General features: G+C 61.8%; 19 protein-coding genes. 13 read left to right on the top strand and 6 right to left on the bottom strand.

The features are described from left to right. The 7 genes from BSIN_RS17885 to BSIN_RS17855 all read left to right on the top strand — a co-directional run bounded on the left by BSIN_RS17885 (position 1) and on the right by BSIN_RS17855 (position 5,704). Entirely contained in the window at positions 1-1,536 is a 1,536-nt protein-coding gene (locus tag BSIN_RS17885; RefSeq protein WP_059518706.1) for a fumarate hydratase, read from the top strand. Between the two features lie 155 nt (positions 1,537-1,691). Beyond that, complete coding sequence (bfr, locus tag BSIN_RS17880; RefSeq protein ID WP_059518704.1) at positions 1,692-2,168, top strand: bacterioferritin; 477 nt, start codon at positions 1,692-1,694, stop codon at positions 2,166-2,168. 51 nt (positions 2,169-2,219) lie between these two features. Further along, positions 2,220-3,086, top strand: coding sequence for a glutamate racemase (gene murI, locus BSIN_RS17875; RefSeq protein ID WP_089341474.1), 867 nt, complete (start codon positions 2,220-2,222; stop codon positions 3,084-3,086). A 193-nt stretch (positions 3,087-3,279) separates the two neighbouring features. Further along, positions 3,280-3,513, top strand: coding sequence for a (2Fe-2S)-binding protein (locus BSIN_RS17870; protein WP_059518700.1), 234 nt, complete (start codon positions 3,280-3,282; stop codon positions 3,511-3,513). A 230-nt stretch (positions 3,514-3,743) separates the two neighbouring features. Continuing rightward, positions 3,744-4,490 carry an energy transducer TonB gene (locus BSIN_RS17865; RefSeq protein ID WP_173678709.1) on the top strand — a complete coding sequence of 249 codons (747 nt, stop codon included), beginning with the start codon at positions 3,744-3,746 and terminating at the stop codon, positions 4,488-4,490. A 43-nt stretch (positions 4,491-4,533) separates the two neighbouring features. Beyond that, entirely contained in the window at positions 4,534-5,265 is a 732-nt protein-coding gene (locus tag BSIN_RS17860) for a MotA/TolQ/ExbB proton channel family protein (RefSeq protein ID WP_059518696.1), read from the top strand. A gap of 13 nt (positions 5,266-5,278) precedes the next feature. Beyond that, positions 5,279-5,704 carry an ExbD/TolR family protein gene (locus tag BSIN_RS17855; RefSeq protein ID WP_059518694.1) on the top strand — a complete coding sequence of 142 codons (426 nt, stop codon included), beginning with the start codon at positions 5,279-5,281 and terminating at the stop codon, positions 5,702-5,704. A gap of 378 nt (positions 5,705-6,082) precedes the next feature. Here BSIN_RS17855 and BSIN_RS17845 read toward each other — a convergent pair whose 3' ends face one another. Next, the gene (locus BSIN_RS17845; RefSeq protein ID WP_089341489.1) at positions 6,083-7,057 is read right to left on the bottom strand and encodes a LysR family transcriptional regulator; all 975 of its coding nucleotides are present in this window, start codon (positions 7,055-7,057) and stop codon (positions 6,083-6,085) included. Positions 7,058-7,179: 122 nt separating this feature from the next. On the opposite strand from BSIN_RS17845, the gene BSIN_RS17840 reads away from it, so the two are divergent. From BSIN_RS17840 to hemP, 3 genes are all read left to right on the top strand, one after another. Continuing rightward, the gene (locus BSIN_RS17840) at positions 7,180-8,052 is read left to right on the top strand and encodes a pirin family protein (RefSeq protein ID WP_089341472.1); all 873 of its coding nucleotides are present in this window, start codon (positions 7,180-7,182) and stop codon (positions 8,050-8,052) included. Between the two features lie 156 nt (positions 8,053-8,208). Beyond that, the gene (locus BSIN_RS17835; RefSeq protein WP_059518688.1) at positions 8,209-8,694 is read left to right on the top strand and encodes an SRPBCC family protein; all 486 of its coding nucleotides are present in this window, start codon (positions 8,209-8,211) and stop codon (positions 8,692-8,694) included. A gap of 154 nt (positions 8,695-8,848) precedes the next feature. Further along, a complete protein-coding gene (hemP, locus tag BSIN_RS17830; protein ID WP_089341471.1) occupies positions 8,849-9,106 on the top strand; it encodes a hemin uptake protein HemP in 258 nt (85 codons plus the stop codon). Positions 9,107-9,355: 249 nt separating this feature from the next. On the opposite strand, the gene BSIN_RS17820 is transcribed toward hemP, so the two are convergent. The 5 genes from BSIN_RS17820 to uvrB form a co-directional block, all read right to left on the bottom strand. Next, complete coding sequence (locus BSIN_RS17820; protein WP_089341469.1) at positions 9,356-10,756, bottom strand: 4Fe-4S binding protein; 1,401 nt, start codon at positions 10,754-10,756, stop codon at positions 9,356-9,358. After that, positions 10,753-11,595, bottom strand: coding sequence for an FTR1 family iron permease (locus BSIN_RS17815; protein ID WP_059518931.1), 843 nt, complete (start codon positions 11,593-11,595; stop codon positions 10,753-10,755). The genes BSIN_RS17820 and BSIN_RS17815 overlap by 4 nt, the downstream gene beginning before the upstream one ends. Before the next feature lie 59 nt (positions 11,596-11,654). After that, positions 11,655-11,984: a cupredoxin domain-containing protein gene (locus BSIN_RS17810; RefSeq protein WP_059518682.1), complete on the bottom strand. Its 330-nt coding sequence runs from the start codon at positions 11,982-11,984 to the stop codon at positions 11,655-11,657. 63 nt (positions 11,985-12,047) lie between these two features. Then, complete coding sequence (locus BSIN_RS17805; protein WP_059518929.1) at positions 12,048-12,599, bottom strand: iron transporter; 552 nt, start codon at positions 12,597-12,599, stop codon at positions 12,048-12,050. A gap of 236 nt (positions 12,600-12,835) precedes the next feature. After that, a complete protein-coding gene (gene uvrB / locus BSIN_RS17800) occupies positions 12,836-14,926 on the bottom strand; it encodes an excinuclease ABC subunit UvrB (RefSeq protein ID WP_089341468.1) in 2,091 nt (696 codons plus the stop codon). A gap of 288 nt (positions 14,927-15,214) precedes the next feature. Here uvrB and BSIN_RS17795 point away from each other — a divergent pair, with 288 nt between their 5' ends. From BSIN_RS17795 to BSIN_RS17785, 3 genes are all read left to right on the top strand, one after another. Then, positions 15,215-16,414: an amino acid aminotransferase gene (locus BSIN_RS17795; RefSeq protein ID WP_059518678.1), complete on the top strand. Its 1,200-nt coding sequence runs from the start codon at positions 15,215-15,217 to the stop codon at positions 16,412-16,414. A gap of 104 nt (positions 16,415-16,518) precedes the next feature. Then, positions 16,519-17,364: a 23S rRNA (adenine(2030)-N(6))-methyltransferase RlmJ gene (locus tag BSIN_RS17790; protein WP_059518676.1), complete on the top strand. Its 846-nt coding sequence runs from the start codon at positions 16,519-16,521 to the stop codon at positions 17,362-17,364. A gap of 57 nt (positions 17,365-17,421) precedes the next feature. Beyond that, positions 17,422-17,673 (top strand): transposase (locus tag BSIN_RS17785; protein ID WP_143757488.1); only part of this gene is annotated, 252 nt, incomplete at its 3' end.

The following is a 17,673-nucleotide window of genomic DNA, read 5'->3' as shown; positions in this document are numbered from 1 at the left end:
ATGACCGTCATCAAACAGGAAGACCTGATCCAGAGCATCGCGGATTCGCTGCAATACATCAGCTACTACCATCCGCTCGACTACATCCAGGCGCTCGGCCGCGCGTATGAACTCGAGCAGAGCCCTGCCGCGAAGGACGCGATCGCGCAAATCCTGACGAACAGCCGCATGTGCGCGGAAGGCCGCCGCCCGATCTGCCAGGACACCGGCATCGTCACGATCTTCGTGAAGGTCGGCATGGACGTGCGCTGGGCCAGCGAAACCGGCAGCGCGACAATGAGCGTCACCGACATGATCAACGAAGGCGTGCGCCGCGGCTACACGCATCCGGACAACGTGCTGCGCGCGTCGATCGTGAATCCGCCCGAGGGCGCGCGCAAGAATACGAAGGACAACACGCCGGCCGTGATCCACTACGAGATCGTGCCGGGCGACAAGGTCGACGTGCAGGTCGCGGCAAAAGGCGGCGGCTCGGAGAACAAATCGAAATTCGTGATGCTGAATCCGTCGGATTCGATCGTCGACTGGGTGCTGAAGACCGTGCCGACGATGGGCGCGGGCTGGTGCCCGCCGGGGATGCTCGGCATCGGCATCGGCGGCACGGCCGAAAAGGCGATGCTGATGGCCAAGGAATCGCTGATGGAGCCGATCGACATTCAGGAGATCATCGCGCGCGGCCCGAAGGACTGGATCGAGGAACTGCGCGTCGAATTGCACGAGAAGGTCAACGCGCTCGGCATCGGCGCGCAGGGTCTGGGCGGCCTCGCAACCGTGCTCGACGTGAAAATCATGGCCGCGCCGACGCACGCGGCGTCCAAGCCCGTCGCGATGATTCCGAACTGCGCGGCAACGCGCCACGCGCATTTCGTGCTCGACGGCTCCGGCGCGGCGAAGCTCGAAGCGCCGTCGCTCGACGCATGGCCGAAGGTGCACTGGGAGCCGAACACCGAAACCAGCAAGCGTGTCGATCTGAACACGCTGACGCCGGAGGAGGTCGCCTCGTGGAAACCTGGTCAAACGCTGCTGCTGTCCGGCAAGATGCTCACGGGCCGCGACGCCGCTCACAAGCGGATCGCCGACATGCTGGCTGCCGGCGAAAAGCTGCCCGTCGATTTCAAGAACCGCGTGATCTACTACGTCGGGCCGGTCGATCCGGTACGCGACGAAGTGGTGGGCCCGGCAGGCCCCACGACGGCCACACGCATGGACAAGTTCACCGAAATGATGCTGTCGCAAACGGGCTTGATCTCGATGGTCGGCAAAGCCGAGCGCGGCCCGGTCGCGATCGACGCGATCAAGAAGCACCGCGCCGCGTATCTGATGGCGGTCGGCGGCGCCGCGTATCTCGTATCGAAGGCGATTCGCCATGCAAGGGTGCTCGCATTCGAGGATCTCGGCATGGAGGCGATCTACGAGTTCGACGTGCAGGACATGCCGGTGACGGTCGCAGTCGACTCGCAAGGCACGTCGGTTCATCAAACCGGACCGAAGGAATGGCAGGCAAAGATCGGCAAGATCCCTGTCGCCACGGTGTAAATAGGAATGATTTTCAGGCCGGATTTCAATCCGGCCTTTTTGATTTCGCGGATTCGCAGTTTTCTTCGGACATCAAACGAATCCGCGCTTGGCATTTCGTAAGCGAGCGTTTATCGTTCAGAAATTCCAGCCCCACAGCATCATAAGGAACCGTCATGCAAGGCGATAAGAAAGTCATCGAATATCTGAACGCCCAGTTGAAAAACGAGCTCACCGCGATCAATCAGTATTTCCTGCATGCGCGGATGTACAAGCACTGGGGTCTCGAGAAACTCGGCAAGCACGAATACGACGAATCGATCGGCGAGATGAAGCATGCCGACTGGCTGATCGAACGCATCTTCATGCTCGACGGATTGCCCAATCTGCAGGATCTGCACAAGCTGCTCGTCGGCGAGGAAACCGAGGAGATCCTGAACTGCGACCTGAAGCTCGAACAGATCTCGCAAAACACCTGCAAGGAAGCGATCGCTTATTGCGAATCGGTACGTGATTACGTATCGCGCGAAATTTTCGAGAAGATCCTCGACGATACCGAAGAGCATATCGATTGGCTCGAAACGCAAATCGACCTGATTGGCAAGGTCGGGCTGCAGAATTACCAGCAGTCGATGATGGACGCGGCGTCGTAATTTCGCGCCCTGCGCCTCGCGCTCGAACCTGCACGCCCATCCAACGCCCGCATGACGATCATGCCCGATTCCGGCCTTTCGCGCGCGCGCGCGCCGATCGGCATTTTCGATTCCGGGCTCGGCGGCCTGTCGGTGCTGCGCGCGGTACGTGAACGCCTGCCCGGCGAGACGCTCGTCTATGTCGCGGATTCACGCCATGCGCCCTATGGCCCGCGCGACGACGCGTTCATCGTCGAGCGCACGCACGCGATCGGCGAATGGCTCGTCTCGCAGGGCGCCAAGGCGCTCGTCGTCGCGTGCAACACCGCAACCGCGCAATCGATCGCGGTCGTTCGCGAGCAATTGGCGATTCCGCTCGTCGGCGTCGAACCCGGCATCAAGCCGGCGGCCCTCCAGTCGAAAACGCGCGTCGCGGGCGTGATCGCCACCCAGGCGACGCTGCGCAGCGCGCGCTTTCGCACGCTGCTCGAACGTCACTCGGCCGGCTGCCGCTTTATCTGCCAAGCGGGCCACGGCCTCGTCGAGGCCGTCGAACGCGGCGATACCGGCTCGCCCGAACTGCGCGCACTGCTCGCCGGCTATCTCCAGCCGATGGTCGACGCAGGTGCCGACACACTCGTGCTTGGCTGTACGCATTACCCTTTCCTCAACGCGGCGATTCGCGACGTCACCGCGAATCGCTTGCGCCTCGTCGATACGGGCGACGCGATCGCCCGCCAGCTTGAGCGGATCGTTGACGAACGCGGGTTGCGCGCGCCGGCCTCCGGGTACGCCACCGCGCTGCCGCGTTTTTGCTCGACGGGCGATGGCCGCCAGTTGCAATCGCTAGCCGCAACGCTGCTCGGAATCGACACGCCGGTCGAATCCGTCACCATTTCTTCACCAAACGCGGCCGCGCTGGCCATGCACCCGGCCTGAAGCTGCATCGGCCGGCCTGCTGCCTGCTTTGCCGGCCCTTACCGAACTTATCGGCCGGCCGCGAAAGCGGCCCGGCCCGCCCAAACCCCTGCCAAGCACCTGGTTTTGTTACAAAAAAGCGGAAGCCGCGCTTGCCAACCCGCACAAATATAATGATAATAATTCGCATTAACGTTAGCTATCGCGCTCCATCATGATCGTCTGCGTGTGCAAGTCTGTTTCCGACCGGAAGATTCGCGCATCCCTTGCGGAGGGCGTGAGTACTTTCGAAGAACTCCAGTTCGAACTCGGAGTCGCCACTTGCTGTGGCAAGTGCGAGGAAACCGTGCGCGATCTGATGGCGGAACAAGGCGTCTGCGCGAGTCTCTGCGGAGTCGATCGCCCCGCGGCCGTGCCCGTTACGTTTTACGAACGCAAGGCGGCTTGAGCCGGATGCCGTGATCGCACGCGGCGCGTGTTGCCGCCCCATTGCTGTTTTACCCGCCCGTCAGCAAGCTTTTCTCCGCGCGAGCCAACGGTCTACCTGTGAAGGAGCCCGTCATGGAATTGCTGGTCGGATTCGTGACTACCGTATGTATCTCTTTGCTGATCTTCCGCAAATAGAGCCGTATACCGTGCGGCGCGGTATCACACGCGCCACCGCATTAACAAGCTAACATGCAGGCTTCGAATTCCATACAGGCCTTATCCGAGCCGGCCGCGCCCCGTATGAACCGCCGTGTCGTCGCTGCTGCCGTGGCAGTGCTCGCCGGACATGCCATCCTGCTGACCGGCGCGCTGCTGCGCGGCGACATGCCACAACCGCCGCTCGAGTCGAAAGCAATCACGGCAGAACTGTTGAGCGCGCCCGTCGCACAGCCGGCCGGCGTGCAATCGGTCGCCATGCCCGCGCCGCCGAAGCCTGTCCAGAAGCCTGAGCAGAAAAGCAAGCCAAAGACGGCTCCCGAGCGTCCCGTCGTGAAGCCGAGCCCGAAGCCTTTGCCCGTATCGCACGAGCCCTCGCCGACTGCGATCGCCGCGCCGCAACCCGCATCGCCCGCCCCCGCAGCCCCCACCGAACCCAGTGCAAAGGAAACACCCGCCGCAGCCGCTCCCAGCGCCCGCCCGACGATGGAAATCGCGACGCCAAAAGAAGGCGCGCACCTGACATGCCAGATCGCGCAGGCCGACTATCCATCACTGTCGAGGCGGCGCGGCGAAACGGGCGTCGTGAAGGTCCGCTTCGTAGTCGGCCTGACGGGCAAGATCGAGAGTGCGCAAGTCGTCCAGAGCAGCGGTTTTCCGCGTCTCGACGATGCCGCGCTCGAAGCCATCCGGTCGTCGCCCTGCCAGCCGTATCTGCAGAACGGACAGCCGATGCGCGCTGCCTATACGCAGCCGTACAACTTCACGCTGGACGACTGACCCACTTCAATTCTTCCTGGAATAGCAACAACAAGGAACAGCAATGCAAAGCTACGGTATCGCACACGTCTGGGCGCAAGGAGATTTCGTCACGCGCTTCATCGCGATCGCGCTCCTCGTGATGTCGGTCTTGTCATGGATGGTGATCGTCATCAAAGGCTGGAACGTGGTACGCCTGAAGCGGCTCACGAAGGACGCCGAACGCTCGTTCTGGCACTCGGACGATTTCGACGAAGGCGTGAAGAAGCTCGGCCATGTGACGTCGGCGCCGCACGACAATCCGTTTCTCGCGCTCGCGCTGTCGGGCAAGGAGGCCGCCGACCATCATCATCAAACGCAGCCGCACCTGCACGACCGGATGGACGTATCCGACTGGATCACGCGCTGCCTGAAGGACACGATGGACGAAGGCATCGCGCGAATGCAAAGCGGCCTCGCGATCCTCGCATCGATCGGCAGCACGGCGCCGTTCGTCGGCCTGTTCGGCACCGTCTGGGGGATTTACCACGCGCTGCTCGTCATCGGCGCGACGGGCCAGACGTCGATCGATCAGGTTGCAGGCCCAGTCGGCGAATCGTTGATCATGACCGCATTCGGGCTGTTCGTCGCGATTCCCGCAGTGCTCGGCTACAACGCGCTCACGCGCTCGAACAAGGCGATCGTGAGCCGTCTGCGCCGCTTCGCGCACGGCCTGCATGCATACTTCGTGACGGGTGCGCGCCTTGCTTCGTCGTCGCCGCGCGACGGGCTGCGCCTCGCGACGCGCGCAAACTGAGCGGAGACGGCCGATGGCAATGAATTCCACCAGCTTCGGCGACGACGACGACGACGATCTGATGAACGAGATCAACATGACGCCGCTCGTCGACGTGATGCTCGTACTCCTGATCATTTTCCTCGTCACCATTCCGGCGATGCACCATGCGGTCAAAATCGATTTGCCGCGCGCGAGCAGCCAGCCGGTCGACGTGAAGCCGCAAACAATCGACGTCGCGATCGAAAGCGACGGTACGGTTCTATGGGACGATCACCCGGTAAATCCGGCCGATCTGCAAACACGCATCGCGCAAGCCGCTCAGGCCACTCCGCAACCGGAGTTGCACTTGCGCGCGGATCGCAAGGTCGCCTATGAGCGCGTAGCGGAAGTGATGTCGGCGGCGCAGGCGGGAGGCTTGACGAAGCTTGGTTTCGTTACCGAGCCGAAATCGAAGTAAGCCGACAGCGCAAGGCGGCGCGCCGTTTCATCGTTCGTGCGACGCATCGCGGAGCGATAAAGTAAAAGGCCTTCATCGCCAGATGAAGGCCTTTTTTCATGCGCACGCTGGCGCCTTCGGGCGGCGGGCCCGACGGTATGCACCACCCGTCGCGGCAACGCAATGCGACTTGCCGTGGTCTGCACGGACTCGCGCAGTCTGCCCTATCTGGCTCGCAACATATGCAGCCACCATGTTTCGCTCGGCAGATCCCTCGCGAAATCGGGATTTCAATATAGGACGCTCAGCGCGCGCATTCAAGCCATCCTCGATTGAAACTAGCGATTGCATCGCGCCCATCCAATGACAAAACCGATGCCGACGCTGCCGGCCAATTCGTCAGAGCGAAATAGCCTTCTTTTCCGCCTCGTTCGCGGAGTGCGTCGGGCAGGGTTCTGTTTCGTACTGCTTGTTATCCAGCTTCTCGACGAGATAATCGACAAATGCCCGCACGGCGGGCGGCATCCCCTGCCGCGACACGAACACCGCGTAAAGCTGCGGAACGGGTAACGTCCATCCCGGCATCACCGGCGACAATTGACCGGCATGCAGCGCGCTGCTGTACATCGATTCGGGTAACGCGGCAATCCCGACCCCGTCCAGCACAGCTTCGCGGATCGAGATCAAGTCCGCCGTCACGAGGCGCGGCTCGTGTTCATGGAGATGGCGCGAGCCGTCCGGCGCAATTAGATTGAACACGTGGCGGCCGTCGCCCGATGGGGTATCGAGCGTATCGAATCCCGCCAGATCGGCGGGCGTGAGCGGCGGCGCATTCTGTTGCAGCAGGCTCGGCGCACCAACCAGCATCTGCTCGGTGCGCAACAGCGGCCGCACGATGATGTTCGCGCTTTGCGGCGGCTCGGAGCGCACACGCAACGCAACATCGACGGCATCCTCGAACAGGTCGATCACGCGATTCGTCACGCGAATCTGCACGCGCACTTCAGGATAGCGGCGCAGAAATTCCGGCAACAAACGCGACAGTACAGTAAGCGACACCGTGACGGGCACGCTCACGCGCACCGTACCGCGCGGCGCCGAGCGCAGTTGCTGCACCGCATTCATCGCGGCCTGCGCCTCCGCGAGCATGGCCTGGCAGTGCTGGTAAAACAATTCGCCCGCTTCGGTGAGCGCGAGCTTGCGCGTCGAGCGCTGCAACAAGCGCACGCCGAGCGTCGCTTCAAGTTCGGTCAAACGTCGCGACAGGCGCGATTTCGAAATGCCAAGCACGCGCTCGGCAGCCGAAAAGCCGCCATGCTCGACTACCTGAGAGAAGTACATCAAGTCGTTCAGGTTATGCGCATCGATATTCATTTCATCGTTCCAATTGCACAACGATCCATTGCGAATCCGGCAGATTTATGGGGCAAATCGCCCAATATAATAGCTCTACGTTTCAAAAATGACGGTATTTCACCGAACAATTGAGCACTCCCATGTCTGTCGCACGCACAATTCAGCGCACCTGCCCCTCCCTTCGCACGACGGAAGGCGACGGCTTCGTGGTGCATCGGCCCTTTCCCACTCGTTTGTTGACGGATTTCGACCCGTTCCTGCTGCTCGACGAAATGGGACCAATCGACTACGCGCCCGGCGATGCGAAAGGCGCTCCCGATCATCCGCATCGCGGCTTCGAAACCGTCACCTACGTGCTTGACGGTCAGCTTGTCCATCGCGATTCGACCGGCCATACAAGCACGCTGGGCGCGGGCGACGTCCAATGGATGACGGCGGGAGCGGGCGTCATCCACAGCGAGATGCCGAGCGCCGAATTCACGCGCACCGGCGGCCGCATGCACGTTTTTCAACTATGGGTCAATCTGCCGCGCCGGGAGAAGATGATTGCACCGCGCTACCAAGACGTGCCTGCCGCCCGTATTCCATGCGCGTCGTCTGCCGATGGCCGCGTGAGGGTCAAGATCATCGCAGGCGAAGCCTTCGGCGCACGCGCCGCGATCGAAACACGCACGCCGATTCTCTATCAGCACTTCACGCTCGGGCCCGGCGCCGTCGCCGAGCAACCGATTCCGGCTGGTTTCCGCGTGTTTGCGTACCCGATCTCGGGCACTGGCCTGTACGGCCCGGACAAGACGGTAATCGACGCCCGTCATATGATCGCCTATGCGGAAGATGGCGACACCGTTACCTTTGCCGCCGGCGACGCGCCGCTCGAATTGCTGCTGATCGGCGGCGTACCGCTCAACGAACCAGTCGTCCGATACGGCCCGTTCGTCATGAACACCGAGGAAGAAATCCGCCAGGCTGTCGCCGATTACCAGAGCGGCCGCATGGGCCATATCGCCGGCTGACGCTCAACGGTCATCCCCACCGCGCCGAATCGGTCAATCAAACCGGCTCGGCCCGGCACCCACCATGCATCAAGCCTTGGCGGCGGATTTGCGTCACAATAAGCCCCTAGTTTTGCGCCCCGCCAACGGGGCGCGTCACCAAAGGAATCCGCCGCTTTGAATTTCGAACATCTCGTCCAAATCAACGCCTTCGGCAATCCCAATATGCCAACGCTGACCCGCGCCCAGCTTTGGGAAGGGCTTGTGCTGCGCGCCGAGCAGCCGCAGCTTTTCGTGATCGGACTCGATCGCTGCATCGTCCACGAACGAACCGAAACGACGCTCGAGCGTGAGCTTCACTTCGGCAAGGCAACGATCCGCGATCGCGTGACGCTGGTACCGAACGTGCAGGTCCGTTATGACATCCATGCCGCCGACGGTGAAATCGGCGGTTCGCTGACGATGACGATCGAGGAGCGCGACGATCAGGAGCTGTTCCTTCGCTTCGAGTATCAAACCACGCTGACCGTCAGCAACGATAGCGAAGATGCCCGTCAAACCCAGGAAATCGTGAAGGAAGCTTATCGCGCGTCCGATATCGACACGGTTCGTTTGATCCGCGAATTCGCGCACGGCCGCAAGGACCCCGATCCGTTGCACTGATTGCGCCGGGCGGCGCTCGTGCGCCGCCCTTCTCGTTCTTTTTCTTTGTCGCAGCCTATCGGCAATCGATATTCAATCGATAAAGATATTTGTAAATGGGAATGGTTATCATTTAGAATTCATTCCATCGAATCGCAACTGACCGATTGACCGAATGATCGAAGCCATGCGCCCAAACACGCTCACGTTGCGCCGCACCGGCAGTGCCGGATCCGGCAGCCGTACGCAAACGGCAACCCTATCGCCTGCGGATTCCGCGAAGGCTACACCGGCCGCGACCGCCCAAGCCGGCCAGCGCATCGTCAGCAGCGATTCGCTGCTGCAAGGCCAAAGCCACGTGAGCATCGCGCACAACGGCGAAACGTACCAACTCCGGGCGACCCGCCTGGGCAAACTGATCCTGACAAAGTAACGACCGAGTATTGTGGGGACCACCTCCTCGAGAGGTGTTCGGCATTAGCCAGCCACGACGGCTTGCACGCGAGTCTAGACCCCTTCGTGCAAACCCATTCAAGCAGCCGTCGCAGTAAGCCAAGCCACTTTTTTTGGTTCTCACCACGCAAAAGAAAAAAGCGACGCAGCCGATGGCGCGTCGCTTTTTTGCATGCCGTCGAAAGACCAGACGTCAACGCAGCAGCCGGGAAAAATGTGCGCCAGCGCGTCAAAATCCCCAGAACATCAACCACCACGCACTGTCGATCACCGCAAGCGCCGCCGCAAACCACAGCATCGCGAACAGCCTGCGCGCCACGCCGGCATAGCGCCCCGTCACCTGCCAAGCAAGCCACGCGCTCCACAGATTCGCGCCGACAAGGATCGCAATCCGAACATCCGACGCCCAACCGAGCGGCACATGCTCGGCGCGCAACAACGATAGCGTCGTCGCCGACAGGCCGAGGAACACACCCGCGCCAGCGAGCGGAATCAGCGCCTGTGCGAGATGATGCAGCCGCACGCGCTCGAAGCGGCCGAGCATTGCAACCGCACCGGCGAGCAAAAGCGCGAGCGCGGTGCCATACCCCAGCCCCGTGCCGACGATATACGCGATCACGAGCGAGCCATCGAGCCACGAGAACACATCGTTGTGCTCGGGATAATGCGTGAAGATGAACCATGGCGCGTTGGTGTCGAGCGGCCACATCACGTCGCGGTCGATCAGCCAGCTCGCAATGGCTTGCTTGATCTGCACGAACCAGGGGCTCACGGTCCAATGGAACGCCCCGATGGCAATGCCGAGCAGGCCGTAAAGAATGAGCGCCGTATCCCAGCCGCTCGCCTGCTTGTCGCCCAGTGCGACGATCTCCTCCGACGACGAGCGCAGCGTCAGTTCGATCGCGTCGCGATGACCGCTGCAACGGCCGCACATATGGCACGCCGCCGCGCCCTTCATGTTTCGCAACGGCACGAGCGGCGCGCAATTGATCGGGATCACGCGGTGGCCGTGCTCGCCCTGCTTGTACGAACGCCGCCACGCATCCTCGTCAACCCGGTAGCGCAGCGGCGCAAGACGCGCGAGCAGTCCGAACACGCCGTTGACCGGGCATAGATAGCGGCACCAGACGCGCTTCTCGCGCCCATACAGCAAGCCGATCACGATGGCGGCCAGTGTCGAGCCGCCGAGCACGAGCAGCACGGCGCGCGGATATTGATAGACGCTCACCATCTGACCGTAGATCGTCGTGAGCCCGAACGCGACGAACGGCCAGCCGCCCCAGCGCATCCAGCGCGGAATCGCCCGGCCTCGGCCGAACTTGCTCGCGAATTCCGCCAGCGCCCCTTCCGGGCACAGCACGCCGCACCATACACGGCCGAGCATCACCATCGACAGCAGCACGAACGGCCACCAGATGCCCCAGAAAACGAATTGCGCAGCCAGCGTCAGGTTGCTCCACAGGTGCGCGGTATCGTCCGGCAGCGGCGTAAACGCCGGCACCAGAATCAGGAACGCGTAAACCGCCACCACGGCCCATTGGATGCCGCGAATCAGCGCGCCGTGCCGCTGCATCCAGTGGCCGGCTTGCGCGATCAGGCCGCCGCTGCGGGGGCCGATGACGGCGCTCATGCCGGCCGCCCCGCCGTTGCCGCCGGTTGCTTGGTCGCACGCTTGAGCAACAGATAGACAACCAGCCAATAGAGCGCGTAGGCAACCACGTTCGTCAACGCCGGATGCGCGCGATAACCGGTCAGCGTCGCCACGAGCGAGCCGAACGTGCTCGAATCATCGAGAATCGCGGACGTATCCCACAGTTGCGCGACGCCGAGCGGCAGGATTTCCTTGTCGATCAGCTTGTCGATGCCCGTCTGAAACAGGCCCGCGCCGAGAAACAACAACATGATCTCGGTGACGCGGAAAAAGTGCCGCCACGAAAAATACTTGCCGCCCAATTGCAGCAAATAGAACGTCAGGAACGCAAGCCCCAGGCCGATCAGCACGGCAAGCATCTGGCTCGCGCCGACATGCCCCGATTGGCCGAAGCCGAGCCCGTACAGGAAAATGGCCGTCTCGCTTCCCTCGCGCCCGATCGCCAGCGCGACGAGCACGGCAACGCCCCACCAATTCGCGCTCTGCGTGCTCTGTTGCAGCGAACGCTCCATATCGCGCTTCAACGTGCGCCCGTGCTGCTTCATCCACAGCACCATCTGTACGATCAGCACGCACGCGATCAGCACCATCGCCGTCTGAAAATAGTCCTGCGCATCACCCGACAGCACCTCGGTAAAACCGACGAGCGCGGCGCCAAGCCCCACTGCCATCAGCAGGCCAGCGGCGACGCCCGCCCATAGATACGGCAAACCGCGACGCGCATCGTCGCCGCTGTTTTTCAGCCATGCGTAGAGAATGCCGACGACGAGCAATGCCTCGACGCTCTCCCGCCAGACGACGAACAAGATCTGACCCATTGTTGCCTCCATCCGTGCGCCGAACGGCTTGCCCATACGGCGGACGTTAAAACATCACTTCACTTCGCGACGATCACGCCTTGCGCCTGCTGGTGGAAATCGTCGAAAAACTTGTATTCGCCCGGCGACAGCGGCGCGATCACGACGAACGATTCGCCGCCCGGCGCCAGCACCTTCTCCTTGCGTAGCTGAACGCTCTCGAATTCGGCCGCGCTCTTGCCCGTATTGCGAATTTCGATCTTGATGCGCTGGCCGGCCGGCACCTCGATGCGCGCCGGATTGAGTTTGCCGTCCGCCATCTCGAGCTTGAAGGTCGGCAGATCGGCCGCTTGCGCTGCGCCCGCAACAACGATTGCGGCCGCGAACGCGAATGCTTTGGGGAATCTCATCGTATTTCTCTTAAAAGACGGCGCGCCCGCCGCGCGCCATCCTGCTGCCCGCACTGACCGCTATCAGTACCCGCCCTTCTTGCCGATGCCGGCGAACGGGAAATCGTATTCCAGCGTGATCGGCTTGAACCACGGGCCGACGCCGGTTTCCTTGTCGACGTGGCGACCGAACGCCATGTGGCCCGTCTGCATCGGCGGCTTCACGACGAGCGTCAGGTGATACTTGCCCGGACCATTCAACTTCACGTTGTCGCCGTAATGCGGCCCGTCGCTCGCGACCATCGCCATCAGATCGCCTTCCGACTTCCATTTCGCGTCGCCCTGCTTCGTCAGCTTGTACGTGACTTGCAGATACGGCATCCAGTCGCCCTCGGCGAAACCCGTCGGATTGTTCTTGACCGCGTGGATGTCGGCTTCCAAATGGATGTCCGAATCGGACGCCTTGCGCATCATGCCTTCCGGGTCCATCGTGATCGGCTGCAGATACACCGCGCCGATCTCCATACCACCCTGAATCTGGTGCTTGCCGATCGGATACTCGGCCGCAGACGCGCCCAGCGCGACGCACGCGGCCGCCACCGCAACACCGCCGCGGATAAACGAAGAACGCAACATCATTGAAACTCCTTGTTTTTATCGTGACACCTGCTCTGCGCCGCCCGCCGCCATCTCGTTGGAAGACGAAAAGACGATGAAGAACGTTAATACGAACCATTCTCACTAATGTTGCAAGTTTAGCACCGAACCGGCGTTGAAACAAATTGAAAGGCGGCTAAACCCTTGATACGACAAGGCTTACAAACGGAATCCGGCAGCAGAAATCCAGCCGTGCGGCGCAAAACCGCCGCACGTCATTCGGTTCCGTTCACGTGATCGCCGACGTTCGCGCCGAACACCCGCTCGCGCAGCAGTGCAAGCTGATCGCGCGCCTGCGCGGCCTTCTCGAACTCGAGGTTTTTCGCATAATCGGCCATCTGCTTCTCGAGCCGTTTGATTTCCTTCGCGATCTGCTTGTCGGACATGTCCTCGAGCTTCGCGCGCTGCTGCGCCTCCTTCAGCTCCGCACGCGCTTCGTCCGCGTTATAGACGCCGTCGATGATGTCCTTGATCCGCTTGACCACGCCGCGCGGCGTAATGCCATGCTCTTCGTTGTAAGCGATCTGCTTGGCGCGGCGCCGCTCGGTTTCGTCGATCGCGCGGCGCATCGAATCGGTGATCGTGTCCGCATAGAGGATCGCCTTGCCGTTCACGTTGCGCGCCGCACGGCCGATCGTCTGGATCAGCGAACGCTCCGCGCGCAAGAAGCCCTCCTTGTCCGCATCGAGAATTGCGACCAGCGACACTTCCGGAATATCGAGCCCTTCGCGCAGCAGGTTGATCCCGACCAGCACGTCGAACGTGCCGAGCCGCAGATCACGAATGATTTCCACCCGCTCGACGGTATCGATATCGCTGTGCAGATAGCGGACCTTGACGCCGTGATCGGCCAGAAATTCGGTCAACTGCTCGGCCATCCGCTTCGTCAGGACGGTGATCAACACGCGCTCGTCGGCGCTCACGCGCGCGTGGATCTCGGCGAGCACATCGTCGACCTGCGAACTCGCCGGCCGCACCTCGATCTCCGGGTCGACCAGCCCGGTCGGCCGCACGACCTGCTCGGCGACCTGCCCCGACACGCGCTTCTCGTAATCGGCCGGCGTCGCCGACACGAATACCACCTGGCGCATCTTGCGCTCGAATTCGGGAAACTTCAGCGGCCGGTTGTCGAGCGCGGACGGCAGCCGGAACCCGTAATCGACGAGATTTTCCTTGCGCGCGCGGTCGCCGTTGTACATTCCGTTCAACTGGCCGATCAGCACATGCGATTCGTCCAGGAACATCAGCGCGTCGGGCGGCAGGTAATCGACGAGCGTCGGCGGCGGCTCGCCGGGCGCCGCCCCTGAAAAGTGCCGCGAATAATTCTCGATGCCCTTGCAGAAGCCGAGTTCCTGCAGCATCTCGAGATCGAAGCGGGTTCGCTGCTCGAGCCGCTGCGCCTCGACGAGCTTGTTTTCCCGATGAAAGAACTCGAGCCGCTCGCGCAACTCGGCCTTGATCGTCTCGACCGCGCGCATCACGGTGTCACGCGGCGTCACGTAATGCGACGACGGATAGACCGTAAAACGCGCAATCTTCTGCCGCACGCGGCCCGTCAGCGGATCGAACAGATTCAGCGTGTCGATCTCGTCGTCGAACAACTCGACGCGCACCGCCATTTCCGCGTGCTCGGCCGGGAAAATATCGATCGTGTCGCCGCGCACGCGGAACGTGCCGCGCTGGAAATCCTGTTCGTTGCGCGTGTACTGCATCGCGATCAATCGCGCGATCACGTCGCGCTGGCCGATCCTGTCGCCCGTGCGCAGCGTCAGGATCATCTGATGATATTCGGACGGATTGCCGATACCGTAAATCGCCGACACCGTCGCGACGATCACCACGTCGCGCCGCTCCATCAGGCTTTTCGTCGCCGACAGCCGCATCTGCTCGATGTGCTCGTTGACCGACGAATCCTTCTCGATGAACAGGTCGCGCTGCGGCACATACGCTTCCGGCTGGTAATAATCGTAGTACGACACGAAATACTCGACCGCGTTGCGCGGGAAGAATTCACGGAACTCCGAGTAGAGCTGCGCGGCAAGCGTTTTGTTCGGCGCGAAAACGATTGCCGGACGGCCGAGCCGCGCAATCGTATTGGCCATCGTGAACGTCTTGCCCGAACCCGTCACGCCGAGCAGCGTCTGGAACGACAGGCCGTCCTCGATGCCTTCGACCAGCGTCGCGATCGCGCTCGGCTGATCGCCCGACGGCGCGTAGGGTTGATAGAGCTGGAACGGTGAATCGTCGAACGTCACGAATTTCGATTCGTCGAGAATGTCGCGGGAGTCGGAATGATGTTCGGACATGGGAGCAGGGGGCAGCGGGCCGAAACGAAGCAAACGATCATTCTAGCGCTTCGACGTCAGGCCGGCTCCGCTTCCGGCGACTCGCGAACATCCGCCGGCGCGCCAAAAAATCGCGTGCACGCCCGCAACATTGGCTAAATAACGGCGTTGAATTCGCTACAATGATGCGTTGCCGCGCTTTATCCCTTTTGCGCCGGCTGCGTCATCTGCCAGGTGGTGCGATGAGTCTGCCCACCCGCTCCGGCGCTGTACAACCGACCCTCTTTTCACAACTGCTGCGAATCCATCATGTCGCTCTTCTCCGCTGTCGCCCTTGCCCCCCGTGACCCGATCCTCGGCCTGAACGAAGCCTTCAACGCCGATACGCGCTCGACCAAAGTCAATCTGGGCGTCGGTGTCTACACGAATGAGGAAGGCAAGATTCCGCTGTTGCGCGCGGTGCGCGACGCGGAAAAGGCGCGTGTCGAAGCGGGCCTGCCGCGCGGCTATCTGCCGATCGACGGAATCGCCGCTTATGACGCCGCGGTCCAGAAGCTGCTGCTCGGCGACAACTCCCCCGTCATCGCGGCCGGCCGCGTCGTAACGGCCCAGGCGCTCGGCGGCACCGGAGCGCTGAAGATCGGCGCGGATTTCCTGCGCACGCTGAACCCGAAAGCCAAGGTCGCCATCAGCGATCCGAGCTGGGAAAATCATCGCGCCCTGTTCGAAACGGCGGGTTTTGAAGTCGTCGCCTATCCGTACTACGACGCGAAAACCAACGGCGTCAACTTCGACGGCATGCTGTCCGCACTGAACAGCTACGCGCCGGGCACGATCGTCGTGCTGCACGCGTGCTGCCACAATCCCACCGGCGTTGACCTGAGCGACGTGCAGTGGGCGCAGGTGGTCGAAGCCGTGAAGACCCGCCAGCTCGTGCCGTTCCTCGACATCGCTTACCAAGGCTTTGGCGAGAACGTGGACGCCGACGCAGCCGCAGTACGCCTCTTCGCGCAGGCGGATTTGAACGTGTTCGTGTCGTCGTCGTTCTCGAAATCGTTTTCACTGTATGGCGAGCGCATCGGGGCGCTGTCGATCATTACCGGCAGCAACGACGAATCCGCTCGCGTGCTGTCGCAATTGAAGCGCGTCATCCGCACCAACTATTCGAACCCGCCGACTCATGGTGCCGCGCTCGTCTCGGCAGTGTTTGCATCGCCCGAATTGCGCGCTGCGTGGCTGGAAGAACTGGGCGAGATGCGCGACCGTATCCGCGCGATGCGCAACGGCCTTGTCGAACGGCTGAAGTCGGCGAACGTCGACCGCGATTTCAGCTTCATCAACGCGCAACGCGGGATGTTCTCGTATTCGGGGCTGACGGCCGCGCAGGTGGACCGTCTGCGCGAAGAGTTCGGCATCTATGCGGTCAGCACCGGTCGCATTTGCGTCGCCGCGCTGAACACGCGCAATATCGACGTCGTCGCCAATGCAATCGCAGCCGTCCTGAAGTAAATCGGCCAGGCAGCCGCCATACCGTTACCTCATCGCGGCCGCCTTGGGCTGAAACAAAAACGCGCTCCTTTGAGAGCGCGTTTTTTCATCGGAATCTTTTCGTCATGCTCAGCTATCGCCACGGTTTTCACGCCGGCAATCATGCGGACGTCCTCAAGCACGCCGTCGTCGTTCAATTGCTGCGTCATTTGAACAAGAAAGACAAATCGTATTGGTACATCGATACGCATGCCGGAGCGGGCGTCTACTCGCTAACCGACGGCTATGCGGCAAAAACCACCGAATTCAGCACGGGCATCGAGAAAATCTGGAACGCGACGGATCTGCCTGATGCGCTCGCCGACTATGTCGACGAAGTCCGGGCACTGAACAGCGATGGCGAGATGCGCTACTACCCCGGCTCGCCCTATCTCGCATGGCGGCTGATGCGAGAGCAGGACCGGATGCGTCTGTTCGAGCTGCACAGTACCGAAATCGATGTACTACGCCATAATTTCCGGGACGCCGGACGGCGCGCAATGATTTACTCAGGCGACGGCTTCGACGGCATCAAAGCGTTGCTGCCTCCGCCGCCACGCCGCGCACTGGTGCTTATCGATCCGTCATACGAGGACAAACGCGATTATGCAAAAACGCTCGTGTGCGTCGAGGAAAGCCTGAAGCGATTCGCGACGGGCTGCTATGCAATCTGGTATCCGCAAGTAAGCCGCACCGAATCACAGCGTTTGCCCGATCAGCTGAAGCGTCTGCAGACAAGCAACTGGCTGCATCTGAGCCTGACCGTGAGCCGCCCGCCAACGGACGGCTACGGACTTTTCGGCAGCGGCATGTTCGTTCTGAACCCGCCGTATACGCTGATCAGTACGATGAAAGAAGCGCTGCCCTATCTGGTTGAGGTACTGGGACAGGACGCAGACGCCACCTTCAGGATCGAACATCGCGGCAATTGAGCCGTAAGCGACTCGCGATGGCCGTTATAGACCGCAGCGCGGACCGACGCCAAAGTGATGCCCATCATTTTCGAAGTGATGGACACCACTTTGTCAGATACGATGGAGAAACAGGGTAGTCGTAAAGGACGCCCGAACCATAGTGCCGAATTCCGGCGTCGCTTGGCGATGGCAGCTTGCGAGCCGGGTGTTTCGGTCGCCAAGTTGGCTCGCGAGCACGGTCTGAACGCGAATCTCGTGTTCACGTGGCGCCGCCAGTATCGCGCGGAACAGCAGGCTGCGGTGGTGCCACTGTTGCCGGTGGCGATT

This window comes from Burkholderia singularis (genome assembly GCF_900176645.1).
GTDB classification, from domain to species: Bacteria; Pseudomonadota; Gammaproteobacteria; order Burkholderiales; family Burkholderiaceae; genus Burkholderia; species Burkholderia singularis.
The sequence above is the reverse complement of the archived record's forward strand: the minus strand, read 5'-3'. Positions and strand labels throughout refer to the sequence as shown.

Coding starts and splice junctions, on each gene's coding strand:
- BSIN_RS17885 (WP_059518706.1), top strand. CDS start 1: ATGACCGTCATCAAACAGGAAGACCTGATCCAGAGCATCGCGGATTCG.
- bfr (WP_059518704.1), top strand. CDS start 1,692: ATGCAAGGCGATAAGAAAGTCATCGAATATCTGAACGCCCAGTTGAAA.
- murI (WP_089341474.1), top strand. CDS start 2,220: ATGACGATCATGCCCGATTCCGGCCTTTCGCGCGCGCGCGCGCCGATC.
- BSIN_RS17870 (WP_059518700.1), top strand. CDS start 3,280: ATGATCGTCTGCGTGTGCAAGTCTGTTTCCGACCGGAAGATTCGCGCA.
- BSIN_RS17865 (WP_173678709.1), top strand. CDS start 3,744: ATGCAGGCTTCGAATTCCATACAGGCCTTATCCGAGCCGGCCGCGCCC.
- BSIN_RS17860 (WP_059518696.1), top strand. CDS start 4,534: ATGCAAAGCTACGGTATCGCACACGTCTGGGCGCAAGGAGATTTCGTC.
- BSIN_RS17855 (WP_059518694.1), top strand. CDS start 5,279: ATGGCAATGAATTCCACCAGCTTCGGCGACGACGACGACGACGATCTG.
- BSIN_RS17845 (WP_089341489.1), bottom strand. CDS start 7,057: ATGAATATCGATGCGCATAACCTGAACGACTTGATGTACTTCTCTCAG.
- BSIN_RS17840 (WP_089341472.1), top strand. CDS start 7,180: ATGTCTGTCGCACGCACAATTCAGCGCACCTGCCCCTCCCTTCGCACG.
- hemP (WP_089341471.1), top strand. CDS start 8,849: ATGATCGAAGCCATGCGCCCAAACACGCTCACGTTGCGCCGCACCGGC.
- BSIN_RS17820 (WP_089341469.1), bottom strand. CDS start 10,756: ATGAGCGCCGTCATCGGCCCCCGCAGCGGCGGCCTGATCGCGCAAGCC.
- BSIN_RS17815 (WP_059518931.1), bottom strand. CDS start 11,595: ATGGGTCAGATCTTGTTCGTCGTCTGGCGGGAGAGCGTCGAGGCATTG.
- BSIN_RS17810 (WP_059518682.1), bottom strand. CDS start 11,984: ATGAGATTCCCCAAAGCATTCGCGTTCGCGGCCGCAATCGTTGTTGCG.
- BSIN_RS17805 (WP_059518929.1), bottom strand. CDS start 12,599: ATGTTGCGTTCTTCGTTTATCCGCGGCGGTGTTGCGGTGGCGGCCGCG.
- uvrB (WP_089341468.1), bottom strand. CDS start 14,926: ATGTCCGAACATCATTCCGACTCCCGCGACATTCTCGACGAATCGAAA.
- BSIN_RS17795 (WP_059518678.1), top strand. CDS start 15,215: ATGTCGCTCTTCTCCGCTGTCGCCCTTGCCCCCCGTGACCCGATCCTC.
- BSIN_RS17790 (WP_059518676.1), top strand. CDS start 16,519: ATGCTCAGCTATCGCCACGGTTTTCACGCCGGCAATCATGCGGACGTC.